The 21,584-nt window shown below is 45.2% G+C and carries 18 protein-coding genes and 1 pseudogene; 11 read left to right on the top strand and 8 right to left on the bottom strand.

The genetic code is table 11. The annotated features are described in order from the left end of the window. Positions 1 to 26: 26 nt before the first annotated feature. Both JHD69_RS05555 and JHD69_RS05550 read right to left on the bottom strand, forming a co-directional pair. Positions 27 to 1,094, bottom strand: coding sequence for an ATP-grasp domain-containing protein (locus JHD69_RS05555; protein WP_199138161.1), 1,068 nt, complete (start codon positions 1,092 to 1,094; stop codon positions 27 to 29). Positions 1,095 to 1,190: 96 nt separating this feature from the next. After that, the gene (locus JHD69_RS05550) at positions 1,191 to 1,895 is read right to left on the bottom strand and encodes an esterase family protein (protein WP_199138159.1); all 705 of its coding nucleotides are present in this window, start codon (positions 1,893 to 1,895) and stop codon (positions 1,191 to 1,193) included. A gap of 173 nt (positions 1,896 to 2,068) precedes the next feature. Between JHD69_RS05550 and JHD69_RS05545 the strand changes: the two genes are divergently transcribed. The 8 genes from JHD69_RS05545 to JHD69_RS05510 all read left to right on the top strand — a co-directional run bounded on the left by JHD69_RS05545 (position 2,069) and on the right by JHD69_RS05510 (position 10,500). Beyond that, positions 2,069 to 2,878 (top strand): alpha/beta hydrolase, encoded by an 810-nt coding sequence (locus JHD69_RS05545; RefSeq protein WP_199138157.1) that lies wholly within the window; start codon positions 2,069 to 2,071, stop codon positions 2,876 to 2,878. A 183-nt stretch (positions 2,879 to 3,061) separates the two neighbouring features. Then, positions 3,062 to 3,301 carry a hypothetical protein gene (locus JHD69_RS05540; RefSeq protein WP_199138155.1) on the top strand — a complete coding sequence of 80 codons (240 nt, stop codon included), beginning with the start codon at positions 3,062 to 3,064 and terminating at the stop codon, positions 3,299 to 3,301. Positions 3,302 to 3,485: 184 nt separating this feature from the next. Then, positions 3,486 to 5,294 (top strand): translational GTPase TypA, encoded by a 1,809-nt coding sequence (gene typA / locus JHD69_RS05535; protein WP_199138153.1) that lies wholly within the window; start codon positions 3,486 to 3,488, stop codon positions 5,292 to 5,294. Positions 5,295 to 5,445: 151 nt separating this feature from the next. Further along, a complete protein-coding gene (locus tag JHD69_RS05530) occupies positions 5,446 to 6,330 on the top strand; it encodes a lysophospholipid acyltransferase family protein (protein WP_199138151.1) in 885 nt (294 codons plus the stop codon). A gap of 205 nt (positions 6,331 to 6,535) precedes the next feature. Further along, positions 6,536 to 7,408 carry a lysophospholipid acyltransferase family protein gene (locus tag JHD69_RS05525; protein ID WP_199138149.1) on the top strand — a complete coding sequence of 291 codons (873 nt, stop codon included), beginning with the start codon at positions 6,536 to 6,538 and terminating at the stop codon, positions 7,406 to 7,408. Positions 7,409 to 7,680: 272 nt separating this feature from the next. After that, the gene (locus JHD69_RS05520) at positions 7,681 to 8,565 is read left to right on the top strand and encodes a lysophospholipid acyltransferase family protein (RefSeq protein WP_199138147.1); all 885 of its coding nucleotides are present in this window, start codon (positions 7,681 to 7,683) and stop codon (positions 8,563 to 8,565) included. Between the two features lie 147 nt (positions 8,566 to 8,712). Beyond that, the gene (locus tag JHD69_RS05515; protein WP_199138145.1) at positions 8,713 to 9,909 is read left to right on the top strand and encodes a serine hydrolase domain-containing protein; all 1,197 of its coding nucleotides are present in this window, start codon (positions 8,713 to 8,715) and stop codon (positions 9,907 to 9,909) included. Between the two features lie 15 nt (positions 9,910 to 9,924). Next, positions 9,925 to 10,500: a thioredoxin family protein gene (locus tag JHD69_RS05510; protein WP_199138144.1), complete on the top strand. Its 576-nt coding sequence runs from the start codon at positions 9,925 to 9,927 to the stop codon at positions 10,498 to 10,500. 39 nt (positions 10,501 to 10,539) lie between these two features. Here the strand turns inward: JHD69_RS05510 and JHD69_RS05505 are convergent, their stop codons facing one another. From JHD69_RS05505 to JHD69_RS05495, 3 genes are all read right to left on the bottom strand, one after another. Continuing rightward, positions 10,540 to 11,100 (bottom strand): type 1 glutamine amidotransferase domain-containing protein, encoded by a 561-nt coding sequence (locus JHD69_RS05505; RefSeq protein WP_199138143.1) that lies wholly within the window; start codon positions 11,098 to 11,100, stop codon positions 10,540 to 10,542. 91 nt (positions 11,101 to 11,191) lie between these two features. Further along, entirely contained in the window at positions 11,192 to 11,941 is a 750-nt protein-coding gene (locus tag JHD69_RS05500; protein WP_199138142.1) for a glycosyltransferase family 2 protein, read from the bottom strand. A 6-nt stretch (positions 11,942 to 11,947) separates the two neighbouring features. Next, entirely contained in the window at positions 11,948 to 13,228 is a 1,281-nt protein-coding gene (locus tag JHD69_RS05495; RefSeq protein ID WP_233165727.1) for a glycosyltransferase, read from the bottom strand. A gap of 71 nt (positions 13,229 to 13,299) precedes the next feature. Between JHD69_RS05495 and JHD69_RS05490 the strand changes: the two genes are divergently transcribed. The 3 genes from JHD69_RS05490 to JHD69_RS05480 all read left to right on the top strand — a co-directional run bounded on the left by JHD69_RS05490 (position 13,300) and on the right by JHD69_RS05480 (position 18,879). Continuing rightward, positions 13,300 to 16,494 carry a S41 family peptidase gene (locus tag JHD69_RS05490; protein WP_199138141.1) on the top strand — a complete coding sequence of 1,065 codons (3,195 nt, stop codon included), beginning with the start codon at positions 13,300 to 13,302 and terminating at the stop codon, positions 16,492 to 16,494. Between the two features lie 95 nt (positions 16,495 to 16,589). Next, positions 16,590 to 17,339, top strand: a complete 750-nt coding sequence (locus JHD69_RS05485) for a class I SAM-dependent methyltransferase (RefSeq protein ID WP_199138140.1) — start codon at positions 16,590 to 16,592, stop codon at positions 17,337 to 17,339. A gap of 1 nt (position 17,340) precedes the next feature. Next, a complete protein-coding gene (locus tag JHD69_RS05480) occupies positions 17,341 to 18,879 on the top strand; it encodes a rhomboid family intramembrane serine protease (protein ID WP_199138139.1) in 1,539 nt (512 codons plus the stop codon). A gap of 5 nt (positions 18,880 to 18,884) precedes the next feature. On the opposite strand, the gene JHD69_RS05475 is transcribed toward JHD69_RS05480, so the two are convergent. The 3 genes and pseudogenes from JHD69_RS05475 to JHD69_RS05465 all read right to left on the bottom strand — a co-directional run. Then, a complete protein-coding gene (locus tag JHD69_RS05475) occupies positions 18,885 to 20,336 on the bottom strand; it encodes an alpha-L-fucosidase (RefSeq protein WP_199138138.1) in 1,452 nt (483 codons plus the stop codon). Positions 20,337 to 20,436: 100 nt separating this feature from the next. Continuing rightward, complete coding sequence (locus tag JHD69_RS05470; RefSeq protein ID WP_199138136.1) at positions 20,437 to 21,339, bottom strand: sugar transferase; 903 nt, start codon at positions 21,337 to 21,339, stop codon at positions 20,437 to 20,439. A gap of 12 nt (positions 21,340 to 21,351) precedes the next feature. Continuing rightward, a pseudogene (locus JHD69_RS05465) lies at positions 21,352 to 21,584 on the bottom strand (hypothetical protein); the annotation flags it as partial.

The raw sequence follows: 21,584 nt of genomic DNA, 5'->3' as shown, positions 1-21,584 counted from the left end.
TCTCCTTGTTAAATAAAAAATCCCAATTATTTTTTTGCTGGTGCTTTTTTTGGTTTTGCGGTGCTTGTTTTTGTGGTTTCTTTAGGGGATGATTTGGTGGCTGGTTTAGCTTTTGCGCTGCTTGCAGGCTTGGCCGCACCGGTTAAAGGGGTTCCTGTGGCCGAGGTTCTGATGTACTCGCCCCAGGTCAGGTTGTCTTTTCCTGTTTTTTGCGCCTTGGCTCTTTCTATGGCGTAGGTGGCGGCGGTTTCAACCACCCACTCAAAGTTTTCTGCACCCACGCTTTCTAAAGCGGCATCTGGCGCCGGATTGCAGAAATCAATGGCGTAAGGTATGCCGTCGCGAACGGCGAATTCAACGGTGTTGAAGTCGTAACCCAGGTATTTGTTTAGCCTTAGGGTGTAGTCTTCGATGGTTTTGAGCAATTTTGCATCAGGTTTTGGCCCGTCAATTACATAGCGCAGGTGGTGCGGGTTGCGGGGTTCGTACTGCATAATGCGCACATACTTGCCGCCAATGCAATAGCACCTGAAATATTCTTCAAAAATGATTTCTTCCTGTAGCATCATCACGGCCTGCTTGGTTTGGCTGTGTTTATCAAAAAAGTCTTGTTTGTCGTGCAGCTTGTATACTTCTTTCCAGCCGCCGCCGTCAAAAGGTTTCATGTAGGCCGGAAAGCCGGTGTATTCGAAAATAGCATCCCAATCTAAGGGCATCACCAGGTTGCTGAACGATTTTTCTGTCGTGTCGTCGGGGTGTTCGCGCGAGGGAATCAGCGCGGTTTTGGGTACTGGAACACCAATGTTTTCGGCCAGTGCATTGTTGAAAAACTTTTCGTCGGCACTCCACCAAAAGGGATTGTTGATGACCGCCGTACCGCCCATGGCTGCATTTTTGAGGTAGGCGCGGTAAAAAGGCACATCCTGCGAAATGCGGTCGATGATTACTGCGTATTCGGGCTGTTCGGCCTGAAACACCTTGCTAATGTTGACAAACTCGGCCTTAATGTCTTTTTCGCCTTTTTGGTTAACCCTGTCAACAAAGGCCTGTGGAAACGAGCGTTCCTGGCCAAATAAAATTCCAATCTTTTTCATCTTGTTATAGTTTGATTTTCAATGGTGATGGAGCCTGTGGTCAGGCCAAATCATGATTAGAGCAATTTGGGAATCATGATCGTCAATATCTATGTTTTAAAGTTGTGCTAAATAGTTGGGGAACATTTCCCTCCAAATTGGCCAGTCGTGGTCGGCATTAGGCCTGATGTCTAGCCAATGGTTGATGCCCTTTTGGTGCAATATGCCCGAAAGGCGCTCGTTGTCGGCACGGCACATGTCGCGGTCGGAGGTGCCCAATACGATTTTCATCTGCCATAATTCGGGGTTCATGTCATTGGGCAGAAAATCAACCGGGTTGTTGAAGTAGGCGTCGTCATTAAAAAAGCCGTCTAGCTGGCTCTTAATGTCGAATGCGCCACTCATGCTAAACAAGTGGCTTACTGCCCAAGGGTGCCTAAAGGCGAAATTGGCGGCATGATAGCCCCCAAAGCTGCAGCCAGAGGTAATCACCTTGTGGTGGCCGGTTTCGTGTTTGGCCAAGGGCACCAGCTCTTCGAGCAGAAACTTGTCGTACCAGATATGGTTTTTCACCCTATCTGCCGGATGGATGTCTTTATTGTACCAGCTCTGCTTATCGATGCCATCGGGACAATAGATTTTTACTTTGCCCGAATCGATAAAGCCCTGTACGGATTCGATTAATTTAAAGTCCTTGTTTTCATAGTACCTGCCCATACTCGTTGGAAAAAGCAGGATAGGGTAACCGCCATGTCCGAAGACCAGGGTTTCGATGTCGAGGTTCAGGTTAGGACTATGCCACTTTTTGAGTTCTTCTTTCACGGTATTGTATTTAGATTGCTTTAAGATATGAAAATCGGAACCAAACACAAAAAAATAAAATCAATTAAAGCTTGCAAATCTGTATGTTAAGTAAAAAATGGGCAATGTGGATTAATTGTTTTTCAAGATTCGTATTTTTGCGCCTGATTTAGTGAGAACGCTATTTGTTGACCATGTACACCACCTTGTTACTACCCACTGTTATTAAAACGCTTCACCAGTTCCAATCGGTTTATTTAAAGAGGGCGGTTGAAATCGAAATTTTCAGCCCCGATCATTTAATGGGCAACGAAAGGGTTAACCTTTTGCTGCTTAACGATGGCCAAGACCTCGGCCAGATGCAAATGGAGCCCATGCTGAACAATCTTTATGAGAAGTGGAAGATTGAGCCAACGGTTGTGGTAGGCATCAAGGCGGGCACGGAGCGCGTGCAGGAATATGGGGTGGCTGGCCGGCCAGACTTTAAAAAGCGTGGCTCGAAAGCCCAAGCCTATACCGATTTTGTGATCAAAGAGTTACTGCCCTATGTGCAAAGCGAAGTAAAGGCGGCCATTAACGGTAAAAGGGCCATCGCAGGGTTCTCATTGGGGGGCTTAACTGCTTTTGATATTGCCTGGAACAACGACAATTACTTTGATGCGGTTGGTGTGTTTTCGGGCTCGTTCTGGTGGCGCAAAAAAGACCTGAGTGCGGGTTACACCGACAACGACCGCATTCTGCACCAAATGATCCGCGAAAGCAAGACCAATCCGGCGCTTAAGTTTTGGCTCATGACCGGAACCGACGACGAGCTGGCTGATCGCAACCACAACTTCATTATCGATTCGATAGACGATACCATCGACGTGGTGAAAGAGCTCATGCAGAAAGGCTACAAGCGTCCGAACGATATTTTCTATTACGAAATGGTGGGTGGCAAACACGATGTGCCTACCTGGGCCAAGGCTATGCCTGCTTTTCTAAGCTGGGCTTTCGGCAGGTAAAGCCAATTTCCGATTTCTTTTTTTGTTTTTGCGACCTTTAGAGTGGTGCATGATGGTGCCAGTCTTTTGTTTATTTTGTTCATTGATAGGTTTTTGCGGGTTTTACAGGTTGAAATTTGTAATTTAACTGATGGCCAGTTAAGGGCTGGCTAAAACATTATTTAACCTAAAACAACCGGAACAATGAAAAAAGAAAATCTATTAAGCAAGGCCGACCTGCGCAAAGTGCTTGGCGGTTCTATTGGAAGAGGAGTTTGCGAAACTAAAAACTGTTCTTTTGAATTTATGGGTATTGAGTATGCCGGCCAATGTGGCTCATCAATTCAAGAAGGTGCGCCTATAACTTGGTGTAGATGTATAGCCATGGGCCCCTATGGCGATTTTATCGAAGACGATACCAATCAGAATTGTTATGTAGCCTAGTGACTGGATTGTAGCCTTGGCCAGTCTTGTATTGCTGCGCTTAAAAGCAACTGCCTTGATGGCCCTGGCTACAAAACGCTGATTTTCAAAAATTAACAAAAAGATAATCCGCTAAACTGCCTGCATTTGCGATAAAAAATCAATAAAAAACCTTATCTTTGCGCCAAATTTAGAGGCGCATTGTATGCAAAAGATTAGAAACATAGCTATTATAGCACACGTTGACCACGGTAAAACCACTTTGGTTGATAAGATTTTACACTCTTGTTCAATTTTTCGTGATAACGAACAAACAGGCGAGTTGATACTTGATAATAATGATTTGGAGCGCGAGCGAGGAATTACCATCGTATCAAAAAACGTTTCTGTAAAATACAAGGATGTAAAAATCAACATCATTGATACACCGGGCCACGCCGACTTTGGCGGTGAGGTAGAGCGTGTACTTAAAATGGCCGATGGGGTACTTTTGCTTTGCGATGCCTTTGAAGGCGCCATGCCACAAACCCGTTTCGTAACCCAAAAGGCACTTTCGCTAGGGTTGAAGCCAATTGTGGTGGTCAACAAGGTTGATAAGGAAAACTGCCGTCCGGAAGAAGTTTACGAGCAGATTTTCGAACTTTTCTTCAACTTGGAGGCTACAGAAGATCAATTGGATTTCCCGGTAATCTACGGTTCGTCTAAACAAGGCTGGATGAGCACTGATTGGAAAGTTCCAACTACAGATATTTTCGCCTTATTGGATACGGTTGTTGCAACCATTCCTCCGGCACCAGTAAACGAAGGCACTTTGCAAATGCAGATTACTTCATTGGATTATTCTTCATTTGTAGGCCGTATTGCCATTGGCCGTGTACACCGTGGCACCATCAAAGAAAACCAACCGGTTACTTTGATCAAGCGCGATGGCAAAATGGTTAAATCGAGAGTAAAAGAATTGTATACGTTTGAAGGCTTGGGTAAAGTAAAAACAACCGAAGTAGGTTCGGGCGATATTTGTGCCGTGGTAGGTATTGATGGTTTCGACATTGGCGACACCATTGCCGATTTCGATGCGCCGGAACAACTACCGGTAATCAAAATCGATGAGCCTACCATGAACATGTTGTTTACCATCAACAACTCGCCGTTTTTTGGTAAAGAGGGCAAATTGGTAACCTCGCAACGTATCAAAGACCGTTTGTATAAGGAAATGGAGAAAAACTTGGCCCTTAAAGTGGTTGAAACCGAATCTCCAGATTCATGGCTGGTATACGGAAGAGGTATCCTGCATTTGTCGGTATTGATCGAAACGATGCGTCGCGAAGGTTACGAAATCCAGGTTGGCCAGCCACAGGTAATCATCAAGGAAATCGATGGCAAGAAACACGAGCCTATCGAAACCCTGATTGTTGATGTACCGGGCGATGTTGCTGGTAAAGTAATCGAGTTGGTAACGCAACGTAAAGGCGAATTGTTGATCATGGAGCCAAAAGGCGATTTGCAACACTTAGAATTCGAAATCCCTTCACGTGGTATCATCGGTTTGCGTAACAACGTATTAACCGCAACTGCTGGCGAGGCGATTATGGCGCACCGTTTCAAAGCTTACGAGCCTTGGAAAGGCACGATCCCTGGACGTTTGAATGGGGTATTGGTATCGATGGAAAAAGGTCAAACTACGGCTTATTCAATTGATAAGTTACAAGATAGGGGCCGTTTCTTTGTTGATCCAGGAGTTGATGTTTACGAAGGACAGATCATGGGCGAGCACATCCGCGACAATGACTTGGTAGTTAACGTGGTTAAAGGAAAAGCCCTAACCAACATGCGTGCTTCGGGTAGCGATGATAACGTGCGTATCGCTCCGGCCATCAAATTTTCATTGGAAGAGTCGATGGAATATATCCAGGCCGACGAGTATATCGAGGTTACGCCGGTAAGCATGCGTTTACGCAAGATCTACCTTACCGAGAACGAACGCAAAATCAATGCTAAAAAGTTCCAATCGTAAGTAAACGATTAAAAAACCATATCAGCCCCAATCCTGATTTATATCGCGATTGGGGCTTTTTTATGTAAAAATTGTGAGGCAATGTTATCATGGGCCTACAAGCTGGCAAATGTGGCAAGTAAATGCATTACTTTGTGGCCTTAAATCATTTATGTTTCGAAGAGCGCTTAACCATATCGGTATATTTTTTTTAAACTTGCTGTCGCTGTTGCCAATGCCGATTTTGTATGGCTTGGCCAAGGCAATGTATTTTCTCCTCTACCGTGTAACCGGTTACCGCCTCAGCGTGGTTAGGGAAAACCTGCAGCTGGCCCTGCCCGAGCGAAGCCCTGAAGAACGCAGGCTGATCGAAAAGAAATTCTACAAATATTTGGCGGCCTTGGTGGTAGAGATTGTTAAAATGAGTTCGATTTCGAAAAGAGAGCTCGAAAAACGTTTCCGGATCAAGCGGTCGGAATTGATGGAGTCTTACTTCGCAAAAGGAGAAGGCGTATTGCTGTGTGCAGCGCACTATGGCAACTGGGAGTGGGGCTCGGTTGCTATCGGCCTTGCGGTTTCGGGTCAAAACTATCCTATTTATAAGCCTTTAAACAACCCGGTATTTGACAATTGGTTTCAAAAAGCGAGAAGCCGGTTTGGAAGCAAGCTCATTTCGATGCGCCAAACCTTAAGGGCCATACAGGCCAGCAAAGGCGAAGCCAGTATTTTTTGCTTTGGCAGCGACCAGGCGCCTTCAAGAGACGAATCGCACTATTGGACCACCTTGCTTCATCAGGAAAGCTCCATCCAGTTGGGAATCGAAAAAATTGCCAGGAAAACGAACCGGCCAATTTTCTATTTTAATGTAACCGCAGTACAAGAAGGCTATTACGAAGCAGAATTTGTACCGCTTTGTTTAAATCCGCAAGAAACTGCCGAGTTTGAAATTACCGAAATGCACACCCGGTTTTTGGAAAAAATGATCCGTAAGGAACCTGCCTATTGGCTGTGGAGCCATCGCCGGTGGAAACATAAAAAGCCGGTTGACGGTGTATAGTGAGTAGTTCATCATCGGAAGTCAGGGGCTTGGTACAGCGTTGCTGTCTATCCTCTATTCCGCTTTCTGCCTCCCCGCCTTAGCATTTAACTTTTAAGCAAATCTCTTCAAATTGTAAAAAATTGAGGGTTATCCGCATCATGGGGCCTAAACCAATGGACGAGGCAACAGAAATGTTTAATTTTGGGGCCTTGAATTTAGTTCCATGTTACAAAAGGCATTTACCCACATTGGTCTTTTCTTTTTAAAACTGCTGGCGCTTTTGCCCATGTCGGTACTTTATTTTCTGGCCGATGGGGTTTATCTGCTGCTTTATTATGTAATTGGCTACCGCAGAAAGGTTGCCCGGGAAAACCTGCAAAACGTATTTCCTAATCAAAAACTAGAGGAGATCATTGCCATAGAGCAGAAGTTCTACCGCTACCTGGTTTCGCTGATGGTGGAAATCGTGAAGATGGATAGCATTTCTGAAAAGGAGGTGCAAAAGCGCTTCAAGTTCAAAAATCTCGACCTGATGGAGGCCTATTGGCAAAAAAACGAAGGGGTACTGATTTGTACCGCACATTACGGCAACTGGGAATGGGCGGGCCTGAGCCTTGGACTGACCGGGAGCGCCCAAAACTATATCATTTATAAGCCCCTAAACAACGCCACTTTCGAAGATTGGTTTTATAAGGTAAGAACCAAGTTCGGCAACAAGGCCATCGCTATGAGGCAAACCTTAAGGGCTGTGCAGGGCAGCAAAGGTGAGGCCAGTGTATTCTGTTTTGCCAACGACCAGGCGCCTTCTAAAGACGAATCGCATTATTGGACCACCTTTCTCAATCAGGAGAGCTCGGTGCAGCTGGGTATCGAAAAAATAGCCAAAAAAACCAACCGGCCGGTGTTTTACCTCAAAACCAAGGTCATTAAAAGAGGCTATTATGAAATGGACTGTGTGCCGATCTGTTTAGAACCAGCCAATACAGCCGAATACGAAATCACCGAACTGCACATCCGTTTTTTAGAAAAAATGATCATCGAAGAGCCGGCTTATTGGCTTTGGAGCCATCGCCGCTGGAAATATAAGCGGGGTTAGCCCTTCGTGTTTAGCCTAGAAATCGGAAAACCGAGGTTATAGTGCGTAATTAACCAGGCTGCTATCTGTTTTGCCCTTTTGATCATACCTTCAACCTTTCTGCCCGCTATCCCTGTTTTAGTCTCCGTTTACCCTTAAGTTTTTTGGGCATGGTAATTGCATAAGCTTCTAAAACGATTTTATAAGCATCATATTGTGTAACTTAATTGCAATAAGGCTTAAAATCTGTTTTTGGTTTTAAAGCTAAACATTCACCTAGACTATTAACATCTATGCTTGCAAGGGCCTTGTCCTATTTTGGAATATTCCTGTTAACCCTATTGTCTTTATTGCCGTTATCTATACTTTATATCATTGCATGGATATTTTATTTCTTCGTTTACCTTGTTTTTGGCTATCGGAAAAAGATAGTCAGGGCAAATTTGCGTAACGTCTTTCCTGAAAAGAGCGAGGCCGAACTGTTGTGTATCGAGAAAAAGTACTATGCCTATCTCACGGCACTGGTCGTAGAAATCATCAAGATGAGGTCTATTTCGAAGGCCGAACTGCAACGCCGTTTCCGTTTTAAGAATATCGAGGTGCTGGAAGAATATTTTAAAAAAGGTCAAAGCGTATTGATTTGTTCGGCGCATTATGGCAATTGGGAGTGGGGTACAATGTCATTTGGCTTAGCTATTTCGGCGCAAAATTATCCCATTTATAAGCCTTTAAAGGATATGGTTTTCGATTGCTGGATACGCAAGGTACGCAGCAGGTTTGGCAACAAGCTCATTGCCATGAATCAAACCCTAAGGGCTTTGCAGGCCAATAAAACAGAAGTCAATGTATTCTGTTTTGGCAACGACCAGTCGCCGTCTAAAGATGAACTCAACTACTGGACAACCTTTTTGGGCCAACCAAGTGCGGTGCAGCTGGGCATTGAGAAGATTGCCAAGAAAACAAATCGACCGGTGTTTTACCTGAAAACCACGGTGCTCAAAAAAGGATATTACGAGGTAGAGTGCGTGCCACTTTGTTTAGATCCCGCGGCGGCGGCCGAATTTGAAATCACCGAGCTCCATGTTCGCCTGCTTGAGCAGATCATTTTGGAAGAACCTGCCTACTGGCTATGGAGCCACAGGCGATGGAAGCACCAAAAGCCGGCGATTGGTTCTTAAGGGTAACCCTTAAATCCCCCTCAATCTATTATAAGCCAATAAATCCTATTGTATTAACCTTTTGGCCACTGACCCAGGTTATTCGTGGCTACAGGCCTATGGCAAGTTGTTTGAGTTTGTTATTTTAGCAATTCAAATAACAAGCTTGTGAAAATCATTAAATATAGCCTGCTCACTTTGCTAGGCGTTACGGTGCTGGGTTTAGCCATGCTGTTGATTTGGTGGCCGGTACTGCTAAAAGTGTTGCGCTATCGCACGCCCGATGCCGAAACCTACAAGATTTTTCCGCAGGCCTATGTACAGCCCAGCGATTCGGCTTTCCATTTCATCCGACCGGCCAAGCAACGAGACGATCTGGATACGCTCCAGGTTTTTGATGGGCAGCAGCATTACTTGCCATTAAAAGATTACCTTAAAGCCGGCCAGGTAAATCTGTTTATGGTGATCAGGAACGACAGTATTTTGTACGAAAAATATGATAAAGGCTATAGCGACAGTACTTTGGCTACCACTTTTTCGATAGCTAAAAGCATGCTTTCGGTGTTGGTGGGGCAGGCATTGGCCGATGGCCGCATCAAAAGCCTCGACGACCCTATCCTCAATTACATCCCAGAGCTCAGTGCCAATTCGGCTTATAGCACCCTGATTTTGCGCGACCTGTTTACCATGAAATCAGGCTTGGCCTTTCGCGATACCAATGGTGGCATCATCAATGCCTTTTTCTCTGACGAAGCCAAATATTACTATACCGACGATATGAAGCGCGAGCTGTTAAAGGTAAAGCGCGTGGGCTACCCCGGACAAGCATGGCAATATAAAAGCATTGATGCCATTTTGTTGGGTTGGGTAGTTGAAAAGGCTACCAAAAAGAGCCTGGCTCAATATTTTCAGGAACGCTTGTGGCAACGTATCGGTACCCAATATCCGGCTAGCTGGGGCCTCGACCATGTAAAGGGGCTGACCAATACGGCAAGCCGCTTTCAGGTTACGGCCATTGATTTGGCAAAAGTTGGACGTTTATACCTGAATGATGGGCAATACAATGGCCAACAGGTGGTGCCTCAAGATTGGGTTTTGCAAACCATTAAAATGCAAGGCCGTACTCCTGTAACCAGTAAGGGCTGGCAAAAAACAACACAAAACTATTTATGGTGGTTACCACAGGAAGGCGTTAACGGCGAATATGCTGCCGAAGGCATGTTGGGCCAGCGCCTGTATGTTGATCCTTTAACCAAAACCATTATTGTGGTGTTTGCCGACAAAGGCGGTGGCGATTACCCCTACCGTAAAGTAAGCCGGTATTTGGCGGGCATGCCGTTTTCTTATCCCAAAATATTAAATTAGCAAAAAACTAATCGCATGAAAATCAAAATCCTATTTATTGCTTTTGTAGCCATATTGCTAACCAATGTGGCTTTTGCGCAAAGCACACCTCCTTCGGCCGAAACCGTTTTGAAGGATGCCATTAAAGAGGCTAAAGCCCAAAAGAAAAAAGTATTTATCATGTTTCACGCTTCGTGGTGTGGTTGGTGCCATAAAATGGACGATAGTATGAACGATCCAGCAGTGAAAGCCTATTTCGACAAGAGCTTTGTGGTTAGGCATTTAACGGTCATGGAAAATGACCCGACTTTAAAGAAAACCGAAAACCCAGGGGCAGATGCCATGCTCAAGCAGTACAATAGCGATGGCTTCGGCATTCCGGTATGGTTTATTTTCGATACGAATGGCAAATTGTTGGTCGATTCGCATTTGAGACCTGAAGGAGTGGGCATGGAAGTGAAAGGTAAGAACATCATCGGTTGCCCTGCGGCCAAAGAAGAAGTGGTAGCTTTTGTAAAAGCACTAAAGCTAACTACCAAGCTTAATGATGATGAACTGGCCAAAATAGCTGCCCGTTTCAGAAAGAACGACCCAAGCTATAAAGGCGAATAGTTAAAAGAGGCTTAGCTAGCACAGCTAAGCCTCTTTCTTTTAAGCATGTTGTCCTTCGTGGATGCCTTCTGCAAATTCCTCCACCAGTTTGTCGTTAAAGGCAGGCAGGTCATCTGGCGTGCGACTGGTAACCAGGCCTTGATCAACGACCACTTCTTCGTCTACCCATTTAGCACCTGCATTGATCAAATCTTGCGCTATATTTTTTACCGAAGTCATCTCTCGGCCTTCAACTACTTTGGCATTGATGAGCGTTTGCGGTCCGTGGCAAATGGCAGCTACCGGTTTTCCGGCTTCAAAAAAAGACTTTACAAAAGCAATGGCTTCGTCATTAACCCTTAATTGATCGGGGTTGATTACACCACCTGGCAACACCAAACCATCATAATCGGAAGCGTTCGCTTGGTCGAGGGTTTTGTCAACAGCTACTTTGATCGACCAATGATCGTGGTTCCAAGCGGTTATTGATCCACTTTTGGAAGAAATGACATGTACGGTTGCATCTTCTTCCTTTAAGCGTTTAACTGGTTCGGTCAACTCCACTTCTTCAAATCCATTTTCTGATAGCACTGCAATGGTGCGGTTACTTAAACGTCCCATAATTTTCTCTGTTTTTAATTCATGTTTAAAGACACGCAGAAAAAATTATTGTTTGCGAAAATTTATTCGTTCAAGCTATAATCAGCGCTGATTAATCGTTGGTGCGGCGATGTTTGATGTAGTACATGCCTAAATTAATGGCGATAAAAACATGGTTGATTACGTTCGGTATAAGGCCGTAATAATGGCTCAATATCTTAAAACGTTCCTTTAGGCTTTCCCAATGTTTTTGCTTCGACATGCCTCCCACCAGGTATTTGGCTACGTACAAATGCGTATTCACAATGTTCGACGATTTTTTGGCCGCCTTTAAAATCCAATCGATATCCGCACTGTATTTGTATTGCAAATCGTAAGGTTCGGTAAGGCTGCGCTTGATGTAGATGGCCTGATGACTAACATTCATGCCGTATTTGAAGCTATGCCAGTCGAACTTTTCAGGCGCTTCGTGGCGACGCTGACCCAAGCTATGCCAATCGGCATCGAACATTTCGGTTTCGCCATAATAAATATCGCCCGATGGAGCCGAGGCAAAGACTTCTTCTACCGTTTCGGGTGCATAAATTTCGTCGCCCGAGTTCATAAAAAGCACATAATCGCCAGTGGCCAGGGCCAAGCCTTTGTTCATGGCATCGTAAATGCCTTTGTCGTTTTCCGACACAAATTTGGCCAGTCGGTCTTTGTATTTGCCAATCAGCTCGGCGGTGCCATCGCTAGAATTGCCGTCTATTACAATGTACTCGATGTTTTTGTAGGTTTGGTTGAGCACCGAAAGCATGGTGCGCTCAATGTCCTTAACATTATTATAGACGATGGTGATGACGCTTAGTTTAGGCTGCATGACTGATTATTGGGGTAGGGCGCTGATGAGTTTGTAGTACAATTCTTCGTGTTGACCGGCAATTACTGCAGGGGCAAAATGGGTCAGTATGCTTCTTCTGGCTTCCTTTTGCACTTCTGCAGGCTGTTCGTGCAAAAATAGCCATTCTATGCCATCGGCCAGGTCGCTTGCCGATTGATAATCGGCCAGATAACCGTTCTGCAAATGCTTAACCATATCCGGAATGCCACCCGTTTTAAAAGCAATAACCGGCGTGGCACAAGCCAGGCTTTCCATGACCGTATTGGGCAAATTATCTTCCAGCGATGGCGTAATAAAGGCATCGGCGGCCGAGTAGCATTTGGCCAAATGGTCGTCTTTACTGATTGTGCCCAAGAAGGTCGTCTTAAAAGGAAATTCGGGCAGGTTTTTCTCGTCTTTGTTGCCAAAAATAACCAGCTCTATTTTTTCTTTGGGTACTTCGGGCCTTGCCGCCAATTCGTTAAGTGCATCCAGCAAATATTGCGTGCCTTTGTGCTTGTCGTTTTTGGAGGGCATAAAGCCGCTCATGATCACAAACTGATCGGGTTTTATTTTGAGCACCTTCTTGGCTTCGGCTTTTACATAAGGCTTAAAAATATCAGTTTCAACAGTGTTCGGAATAACCGAAGTTGGCCTGAGGCCGAGCAGGCTGCTTTGTTTGACCGAGTTGGCCATCCAATGGCTGGGAGCAACCACATGAAAATTAAGCTCGGAATAAGCCTTTTGCTTGCGTAGCCAGGTTTTGTGCGAAATATCCTTAGGGCCGCTTAAGCTTAAGATAGGGCAGTTGCCACATTGCCGGTGGAAATGCTCGCAGCTGTAGCGCACATGGCAGCCACCCGTAAAGGCATTGCTGTCGTGGAAAGTCCATACAATAGGTTTTTCCAGTTCGTCCAGCTCGGCCAGCATTTTTGGCGACAAAAAGCCATGGTTTACCCAGTGCAGGTGTATAATGTCGGCATCTTTCAGGTCGGGATGGTTTTTGATCGATTTGCCGAACCACTGGAGCGAAAAGGGCGTTTTAACGGCTTTGGTCAATAATTTAGCCAGGTAACGTTCGGCCATGATGTTAAAAACGGCATGCAACTTGGCCAGAATGCCTTTGCTAAAGGTGTCGATGGCTGGGTTTTGCCCAAACTTATAATACACCATGACCTTCGAGCTGATGCCATTTGCGTTAAGCGCGTTGCTCAGGCGCAGGCAGGCCCTTCCGGCGCCTCCGTTTCCGTCGTAGGTATTTAAGTGTACTACTTTCAAATCAATCAAAAATACATTTTATTGTTTAGGATTGTAAAATAGTTGCGTATTTTCAACCCTTAAAGCCAATAAACAAAATTATGAAGAAGAATATGTTCGGCGCAATGGCATTTTTGCTATTGCTGTTTCCAGTTTTTGCTCAAGCACAAGACCAAACTTATTTTGCTGCTTATCCTTCATTAACGCCCGATGCACAAAGTATTGTATTTAGCTACGACGGCGATATTTGGAAAGTAGCCGTAAAAGGAGGCTTGGCCACACGCATAACGGCTATGCCCGGCGAAGAAATCAATGCACGTGTTTCGCCTGATGGCAAATGGCTCGCTTTCTCGTCTAACCAGTTTGGCAATTACGATGTTTACCTGATGCCCATGGCCGGTGGCGAAATCAAGCAGCTGACTTTTAACGATGCCGCCGACGAGGTGGATGGCTGGAGCTGGGATTCGAAAACCATTTACTTTACTTCGGGCAGGTACAATTCTTATTCGAGCTATAAAGTGGGCATCAATGGCGGCACCGCCATCCGTTTGTTCGACAATTATTTCAATACCACCCATAACATTGCCGAGGCGCCAAACGGCGAACTTTTCTTTAACGATACCTGGGAGAGCAAGAATTTTGCCAACCGAAAGCATTACAAAGGCGCATTTAACCCCGATATCCAATCGTACAACCCTAAAACCAAAGCTTATAAACGCTATACCGATTACATTGGCAAGGATTTCTGGGCCAGTGTAGATCAAAAAGGCAATGTGTTTTTTGCATCAGACGAGGGCAACGAAGAGTACAACCTTTACACTTTTGTAAATGGCAAAAAAACGGCACTTACCCGGTTCGAAACTTCTATTAAACGTCCGTTTGTGGCCGCCAATGGTACAGCCGTTGTTTTTGAGAAAGACTACCAGCTGTATGTGTACGATGTGGCCAGCAAAAAAGCCGAAAAGGTAAACGTTGCCTCTACGCGCAACCAGGTGCTGAGCAAAGAGCAGGAATACGACGTTAGAGGAAATATTTCGGCTTTCGATGCCTCGCCCGATGGCAAAAAGTTTGTGTTTATATCGAGAGGCGAAATCTTTGTGAGCGATATCGATGGCAAATTCATCAGAAAAATAAGCAACAGTGGAGAGCGCGCGCTGGAAGTGAAATGGCTGGCCGACAACAAAACGATTTTGTTTAACCAAACTTTTAATGGCTACCAGAACTGGTATACCATCACCGGCGATGGCAAAGGAACAGCCAAACAACTAACCAAAGACAAAGCCAATAACCGCGACATTACTTTCAACAAAACCAAAACCTTGGCGGTTTACCTGAGCGGCCGCAACGAGCTGCGCCTGCTCGATCTTAAAACTTTGGAAAGCAAAACCATTGTGAAAGACGAGTTTTGGGCCATTCAAAATGCGACGCCAAGCTTCTCGCCCAACGATCAATATGTGTTGTTTACGGCTTTCCGCAACTTTGAGCAAGATATCTTGGTGCACGATATCAAACAAGATAAAACCATTAACTTAACCAATACTGGCGTGACGGAAACCAACCCGGTATGGTCGCCAGATGGTAAGTACATTTATTTCATCAGTTCGCGCACCAAGCCTTCGTACCCAACCGGTCTTGTCGATCCGCATGTTTACCGCATGGCGCTGAACAATTACGATACGCCATTCCGTTCGGATAAGTTCGATGAGCTGTTTAAGGAAGACAAACCTGCCGAGCCCAAAGAGGTAAAACCGGCAACGCCAGTCCAAAAGAACGAAAAGGCCAACGATACGGCTAAAAAGAAAGCCGAAACCAAGCCAACACCAAAGGCACCTGCATTAATAACCATCAATACCCAAAGAATATTAGATCGTATTGAGCAAGTTAGCCCTAATTTTGGCAGCCAATACCTGATTGATGTTTTTGCCAAGGGCGACAAAACCCTGGTGTATTATACCACCAACCAGGATGGCGGTGCGCCGTCGGTGTATCGTACTACGTTAGAGCCTTTTGAGAACAACAAAAACGAAAAGGTAAGCGATGGAGGCGATTTTAACCTGATAGAAAGCGGGGGCAAGTTCTATGTGCTGAGCCGTGGCGTAATCAATAAATACAATCCCGATGCCAACAAACTAGACAAGGTAGATCACGGCTACAAATTCAGCAGAAACCTGAACGCCGAATTTAACCAAATGTTTTACGAAACCTGGGTGGGCCTCGACGAAAACTTCTACGATGAGAACTTCCACGGGGTTGACTGGGAAAAAATGAAGACCCGCTATGCGGCTTACCTACCTTATGTAAACAACCGAACCGATTTGAGGATCTTGCTGAACGATATGCTGGGCGAACTCAACTCGTCGCACATGGGCTTTAACAGTTTTGGCGCCGAAGAGCGCAAGAACCTGAATTACATCACCAACGAAACGGGTATCCTATTCGATAATGAAAAACCTTACCAAGTAGCCCGTGTGGTAAGTAAAAGCAATGCCTTTTTGGCCGGAGAAAACATTAAGCCAGGCGATGTGCTGGTAGAAGTGAACGGCGTTAAGGTTGACGAAAAAATGGATCGCGATTATTATTTCAGCAAGCCGTCATTAGATCGCGAAATGAGTTTGGGGTTGATGCGCAACGGCAAAAAAAGCTATGTCAACGTGCATCCGCAAAGCGCAGCGGCTTTAAGGGCCAACCTGTACGACGAATGGATTGCCGAAAACAGAGACAATGTAGCCAAATGGGGCAATAACCGTATCGCTTATTCGTACATGAAAAACATGAGCGGCGGCGAGCTGGAACGCTTCCTGCTCGATATGGTTGAACAGGAAAACAACAAAGATGCCATTATTTTGGATCTGCGCTACAATACGGGTGGCAATGTGCACGATGAGGTGTTGCGTTTCCTTTCGCAACGGCCATACCTGCAGTGGAAATACCGCGGAGGCAAAATGTCGCCGCAAAGCAACTTTGCGCCAGCCGTTAAACCTATTGTGCTCTTGATTAATGAGCAATCGTTGAGCGACGCCGAAATGACCGCTGCCGGATTCAAGCAATTGAAACTGGGCAAGATCATCGGTACGGAAAGCTATCGTTGGATTATCTTTACTTCAGCCAAGGGCCTGGTTGATGGTTCGTCGTATCGCTTGCCGTCGTGGGGCTGCTATACCATGGATGGCAAAAATATAGAGAAGGAAGGCGTAAAACCCGATATTTATGTGAAAAATACCTTCGAAGACCGCTTGCAGCACAAAGACCCGCAATTGGAAAAGGCCGTAGCCGAAATTATGAAGGATTTGAAATAGGTATCAGTTGCCGGTTACGAGTTGCCGGTTTGCCGCTAAACAATTCAGCAATAAAGCATAAAACATTAAAAGCAATTAGCATAACAAAAGGAATAATGTCGAATTTACTAACCGATAGGGATTTTTGGGTAAAGTATTGGGAGAGCAAAACTGATTTATCGGTAGTTATTCCTGAAAACTATCTTTTTCATCGCCAACTGGCCGAGCTGACCGAAAAAAACAAGGTTAAAACTGCTATCGAGCTGGGTGGATTTCCGGGCTATTATGCCGTTTTCTTAAGGAAATACCTCAAGCTTGACGCTACTTTGCTCGATTATTTTGTCCATCCGCCAATTACCGAACAGCTGCTCAAGGTAAACGGGCTCGAAAAAAACGATATCCACATCATCGAAACGGATTTATTCAGCTATGTGCCCGAAAAGCAATATGATTTGGTACTGAGCTGCGGTTTGATTGAGCATTTTAACGATACGGCTGATATTATTAATCGGCATATTGCCTTTGTAAAACCGGGAGGAAGCCTGTTCATTACCCTGCCTAATTTCAAGGCTTTGAACGGCTGGTTCCAAAAGAACTTCGACAAGGCTAATTACGATAAGCACAACATCGATTGTATGGATCCGGCACTGCTGGCCCAAATTTGCAAGGATGCAGGTTTAGAGGTATTGCAATCGCGTTACTTTGGCCGGTTTAGCGTATGGCTGGAAAACGAGAAAGAAAAATCGGCCGGGGTAAGGCTGTTTAAAAAAGCGGTTTGGCTTGGTGGCAAGGTATTTAGCAAAATCTTCCCTTTCGATTCGAGGCAATTGTCGCCCTATATTATTTTAGAAGCCAAAAAGTCTTGATATGGCCATTAGTTGGGGTTACTCGCCAAAAACGGAGAAATATATTCCCTTAGGAGATTTTCCAGCAGACAAATATCTTATTATTGCTCGTCAGGCCATCGAGAATTTGGGCTGGAAGCTAAGCCATATCTCTTCAAATGGGCTGATTGCCTATACTGGCCTGTCGTGGCAATCGTATAGCGAAGAGATTTCACTTAGGATAGAGAGTAACTTTGCCGTAGTAAAGAGCGAGTGCGTAGGCTTGCAAATGTGGTTTAACGATTATGGTAAGAATAAGCAGAACCTGGCAAAGTTTTTTCATGAATTTGCCTATGTCGAGTTTCACCTTAAAGATATATGGGAAGAAAGTCTTGCACAATTCCACAGTTTTGTGCTTAACCAAGACAATGATTACTTTGAAAAGGCGCCATTAGCGGTTAAGAACAAAATCAAAAATGTGCTTTATCTTTTTTGGCCCCAAAAAGGCTATTTGGCAACACCCATTATTACTTGGCTAAATATTTTTTATTTCGGCTTTACTTTTATCTGTACCGTTATTTATTTCAGGTACTTTTTTGCCAAGGCTACAGTTGTCGATCCGGCTTTAGTGGTGCAAAAGCTAGAGCAGTTATTGCTTAATTTGGGTGCCAACAATCGAAAACTAGTTTTGAACGGGCAATATTGGCGATTAATCAGCTACCAGTTTATGCACGCCTCGTTGCTTCATTTGTTCTTTAACCTGTATGCTTTGTTGTATTTAGGGCTGATGATAGAGAACAAACTGGGCTGGCGGAAGTTTGTATTCATTTATTTCTTTAGTGGTATTTGTGGGGGATTGGTGAGTATAATTTTTCATCAGGAGGAGATTTTGATGGGTGCATCTGGAGCAATCATGGGATTATATGGAGCCTTTATTGCCTTGTTGCTTAATAAAGCCTACGAGAAAAACGCAAACAAGGCTTTATTGGTGAGTACCCTTATTGTGATGATATTGGTGCTGATAAACGGCTGGTTTGGCCGCAGAACAGATAATGCCTGTCACTTGGGCGGCGTAATTGCTGGCTTTGTAAGTTGTTGCTTTTTGTATGTAAAACCCATGAATTCGAGTCGCATATGGGCCAGGTATGCCGCTACATGCGTCATTGGTCTTGCGTTTGCTGCTGGCGTGATTGGCTTTAGCCCAAGGTATCAGCATGAGGAATTTAAAAAACTGAGTATCGAATATGCCAAAAACGCAGATGCTTTTAATCGGGTGATGACTTTAAAGGCCTCTTTAAGTAAGGCCGAAAAAATAGTCTTTATCGAAGAAAACGGATTGGCGCCAAGCCGGAGCAATTTGGAACTTGTTAAAAAGATGAAAAAGCTCAAACTGGACAAAGAAGATCTGTTTGAGCTTGATTTTAAAGCGCAAGTGGCTCAGCAATCGTATGCGGTAGCCCAACTGATGAAAAAGGACATCGAGTCTGAAAATTATAGCTACCGTAAACAGGTTAATGAGCAAATGAACAAGCTGATCATTTTCAGTGCCACTGCCAGAGATTCCTTACGCAAGGCAGATTAACCTAATTATGCCGATTTTTTATAAAGCCCAAACTCGCTCAGCGTTAAACATACCGGCGATTGGGTGATGTTGAGGCGTACTTTGCTTGCCGTAACGGGTTGTGCCAACTTGATGAGCCTTTTGGCGCCTATGCTGGTTCCATCGTAAACCTTTTCCCAGGTATTGTTCTTTAGAACTTCAATGTTGTAGCCCTCTATTCTTTGCCCTAAGGGAATAAACTCCTGTAGGCTGATGATGTCGAATGTTTGTGGAGCTTTTAGGCTGATTTCCAGGCTGGCTTGGTGTACATTGTCGGCGCTTGCCCAAAAAGTTTGCTTATTGCCATCTAAAAGCGTTGCTGTGCCATGGGTTTTGTCTCTGGTATTGCTCGATTTGATGCTGGCGCCTTTGGCCAGGTTTTGGGCAAAAGTTTGTTTAACCATTTGGCCAAAGGCTTGCAGGGCCGCTACATCGTCGTCGTGCAAGAGCCCTCTGGTATCGGGTGCCAGACCTAAATCTAAAGCTGCGCCATGGCCAACGCTTTTTAAATAAAGATCGAATAAGGCTTCTGGCGTTTTGGGCTTTTGCTTGGCATGAAAAAACCAGCCGCTTCGCAAAGGTACATCGCATTCGGCTGGCATCCAGAATTTGCCATTCCTAATTCCCACCGGACTTTCTGGATAATTGGCCTGCCCCGGAACGGCTACGTTTTTGCCTTGTGGAGGCATAGGCGTAAAAGTGGCCCAGCTAGTTTCGGCCGCATGGCCCTCTTCGTTGCCCACCCATCTCACATCCAGGCCTACATCGCTAAATATATTGGCCATGGGTTGCATTTTACGGGTAATGGCCCAGGTATTTTTCCAATCGTAATACACCGTATTGTCAATGCTTCTTTTCTCGCGGGCACCGCCATAATAGCCGTCGCCACCATTGGCACCATCATGCCAGCTCATAAACAGCTGACCGTAGTTGCTATACAGCTCTTTGAGTTGCGCCTGGTAAATGGCAAGGTAGTTTGGTGTGCCATACTGTGGATTGTTTCTGTCCCAAGGCGAACAATACACGCCGAATTTAAGTCCGTATTTCTGTGCGGCAAGTTGTACTTCCTTCACCAAATCGCCTTTGCCGTTTCTGAACGGGCTTTTCGAAATGTTGTAAGGCGTGGTTTTTGTTGGCCATAAAGCAAATCCATCGTGATGTTTGGCCACGAGGATGATTCCTCTTAAACCGCCGGCCTTGGCGGCCTTTACAATTTGCTCGGCATCAAAATTAGTCGGATTGAAAATTTTCGGATCGGCATCGCCATAACCCCATTCCTTGTCTTCGAAAGTTGTCGGCGTAAAATGGATAAGGCCGTAAACTTCTACATCGTGCCAGGCCAATTGTCTTTTAGCTGGTGTGGCGCCATAAGGCTTGATGGGTTTTTGGGCATAGGCAAAGCTGCAGATGAAAAGGCAGCTAATGAGTATTTTGTTCATGGGAATAGATTTGGTAGCTATTCAAACTTAATCCTAATTTTTGGATGGCTATTAAATTATATTGGCTTTTCATCAAAGGATATTGGAATACTTTCGAAGCCTACGAGTTCAGTTTCTCTTTGATGAAACGCTTGATCCGTGCCCACAAGCTGCCTTTGCGGTTGGCCAGGAAATGCTTAATGGCCTGGTAGGCCTGCTCGTTTTCGGCAATAACCGATGGGAACTGTTTAATGGGCTTGGGGTTGATGATGACGTTGTAAATATCGCTCAGCCCCGAGTGGATGCCGCTGCCATCGTGTCCGATGTTGTTAACCAGCGATTGCGAAGGGTTTAAAGTCAAGCCGCCCTTTAAAAAGATGGAAGCATACCAACGGATGGCCCAAGAGTTGTTTTTGCCGTTCTTGAAATCCTGCATCTGTTTCCAGAAATTCATGGTGTTTTCGATGGCAAAGGCGTGTTTCTTTTTGGAGTCGAACTGCGCCATTAAAGTATCGATGTTTGGCTCGAAATGTTGCCAAGCTCTTGCCCAGGTAGCCCAGCCCCAGCTGGTAGCCGCTCGGTAAAAGAAGCTTTCAGGCAGGTTTTCGTCTTTGAGGGCATACATGTAAGCCCCAATGTGCATGACCTTTTCTTCGTTGCGGTAGCGGTCCAGCGCCTCGTTAAAGTAAGTGAGGGTATATGGCGACGAAATCAGGTCGTCTTCAAAAACAATGGCCTGCCCGTAGGTTTGGGTAAGCCGACTAACACCTGCAATAACCGAATTGGCTAACCCCATATTGGTCTGACCTTCAATAATTTCGACAGTCTTAAAGCCTTCAACCTTTTTAATGAACTCCCTTACCTCTTTTACCTTGTCTTCGTCGGCTACGGTTTTAGGGCCATCCGAAAAGATAAAGAGCCTGCTTTCTGAAGCCAATTCGTTCTGTTGCAAAAACTTTAGGGTCCGCTCGGTATGCTTGGGGCGGTTGTATACAAAAAGGGCTATAGGCGCAAAATGTTGCATTAAACTGGGTTGTTAGGTAGCCACAAAGATAGGATATGAATCATTTGCTTGGATAAGTTGTTTAATTCTACCTGATAATTGTAACGCTACCGGTATAAATAGTCGATTTTTTGTCGTTGAGCGCAATGGTGTAATAATATACCCCAACTGGCAAGGGCTTGTTTTTGTGCTCTGTCTCTTATACACATCTAAAAAGGGGGGGGGGGGGGGGGGGGGGGGGGGGGGGGGGGGGGGGGGGGGGGGGG

Source organism: Pedobacter sp. ASV12 (assembly GCF_016429155.1).
Lineage (GTDB): Bacteria > Bacteroidota > Bacteroidia > Sphingobacteriales > Sphingobacteriaceae > Pedobacter.
Note: the sequence above shows the minus strand (reverse complement) of the source record. Positions and strands in the feature narration are given on the sequence as shown.

Excerpts from the sequence above, each read along its gene's own strand:
- JHD69_RS05480 (WP_199138139.1), top strand. The coding sequence starts at position 17,341 with ATGGCCATTAGTTGGGGTTACTCGCCAAAAACGGAGAAATATATTCCC.
- JHD69_RS05470 (WP_199138136.1), bottom strand. The coding sequence starts at position 21,339 with ATGCAACATTTTGCGCCTATAGCCCTTTTTGTATACAACCGCCCCAAG.
- typA (WP_199138153.1), top strand. The coding sequence starts at position 3,486 with ATGCAAAAGATTAGAAACATAGCTATTATAGCACACGTTGACCACGGT.
- JHD69_RS05545 (WP_199138157.1), top strand. The coding sequence starts at position 2,069 with ATGTACACCACCTTGTTACTACCCACTGTTATTAAAACGCTTCACCAG.
- JHD69_RS05505 (WP_199138143.1), bottom strand. The coding sequence starts at position 11,100 with ATGGGACGTTTAAGTAACCGCACCATTGCAGTGCTATCAGAAAATGGA.
- JHD69_RS05525 (WP_199138149.1), top strand. The coding sequence starts at position 6,536 with ATGTTACAAAAGGCATTTACCCACATTGGTCTTTTCTTTTTAAAACTG.
- JHD69_RS05530 (WP_199138151.1), top strand. The coding sequence starts at position 5,446 with ATGTTTCGAAGAGCGCTTAACCATATCGGTATATTTTTTTTAAACTTG.
- JHD69_RS05500 (WP_199138142.1), bottom strand. The coding sequence starts at position 11,941 with ATGCAGCCTAAACTAAGCGTCATCACCATCGTCTATAATAATGTTAAG.
- JHD69_RS05555 (WP_199138161.1), bottom strand. The coding sequence starts at position 1,094 with ATGAAAAAGATTGGAATTTTATTTGGCCAGGAACGCTCGTTTCCACAG.
- JHD69_RS05540 (WP_199138155.1), top strand. The coding sequence starts at position 3,062 with ATGAAAAAAGAAAATCTATTAAGCAAGGCCGACCTGCGCAAAGTGCTT.
- JHD69_RS05490 (WP_199138141.1), top strand. The coding sequence starts at position 13,300 with ATGAAGAAGAATATGTTCGGCGCAATGGCATTTTTGCTATTGCTGTTT.
- JHD69_RS05510 (WP_199138144.1), top strand. The coding sequence starts at position 9,925 with ATGAAAATCAAAATCCTATTTATTGCTTTTGTAGCCATATTGCTAACC.
- JHD69_RS05520 (WP_199138147.1), top strand. The coding sequence starts at position 7,681 with ATGCTTGCAAGGGCCTTGTCCTATTTTGGAATATTCCTGTTAACCCTA.
- JHD69_RS05485 (WP_199138140.1), top strand. The coding sequence starts at position 16,590 with ATGTCGAATTTACTAACCGATAGGGATTTTTGGGTAAAGTATTGGGAG.
- JHD69_RS05475 (WP_199138138.1), bottom strand. The coding sequence starts at position 20,336 with ATGAACAAAATACTCATTAGCTGCCTTTTCATCTGCAGCTTTGCCTAT.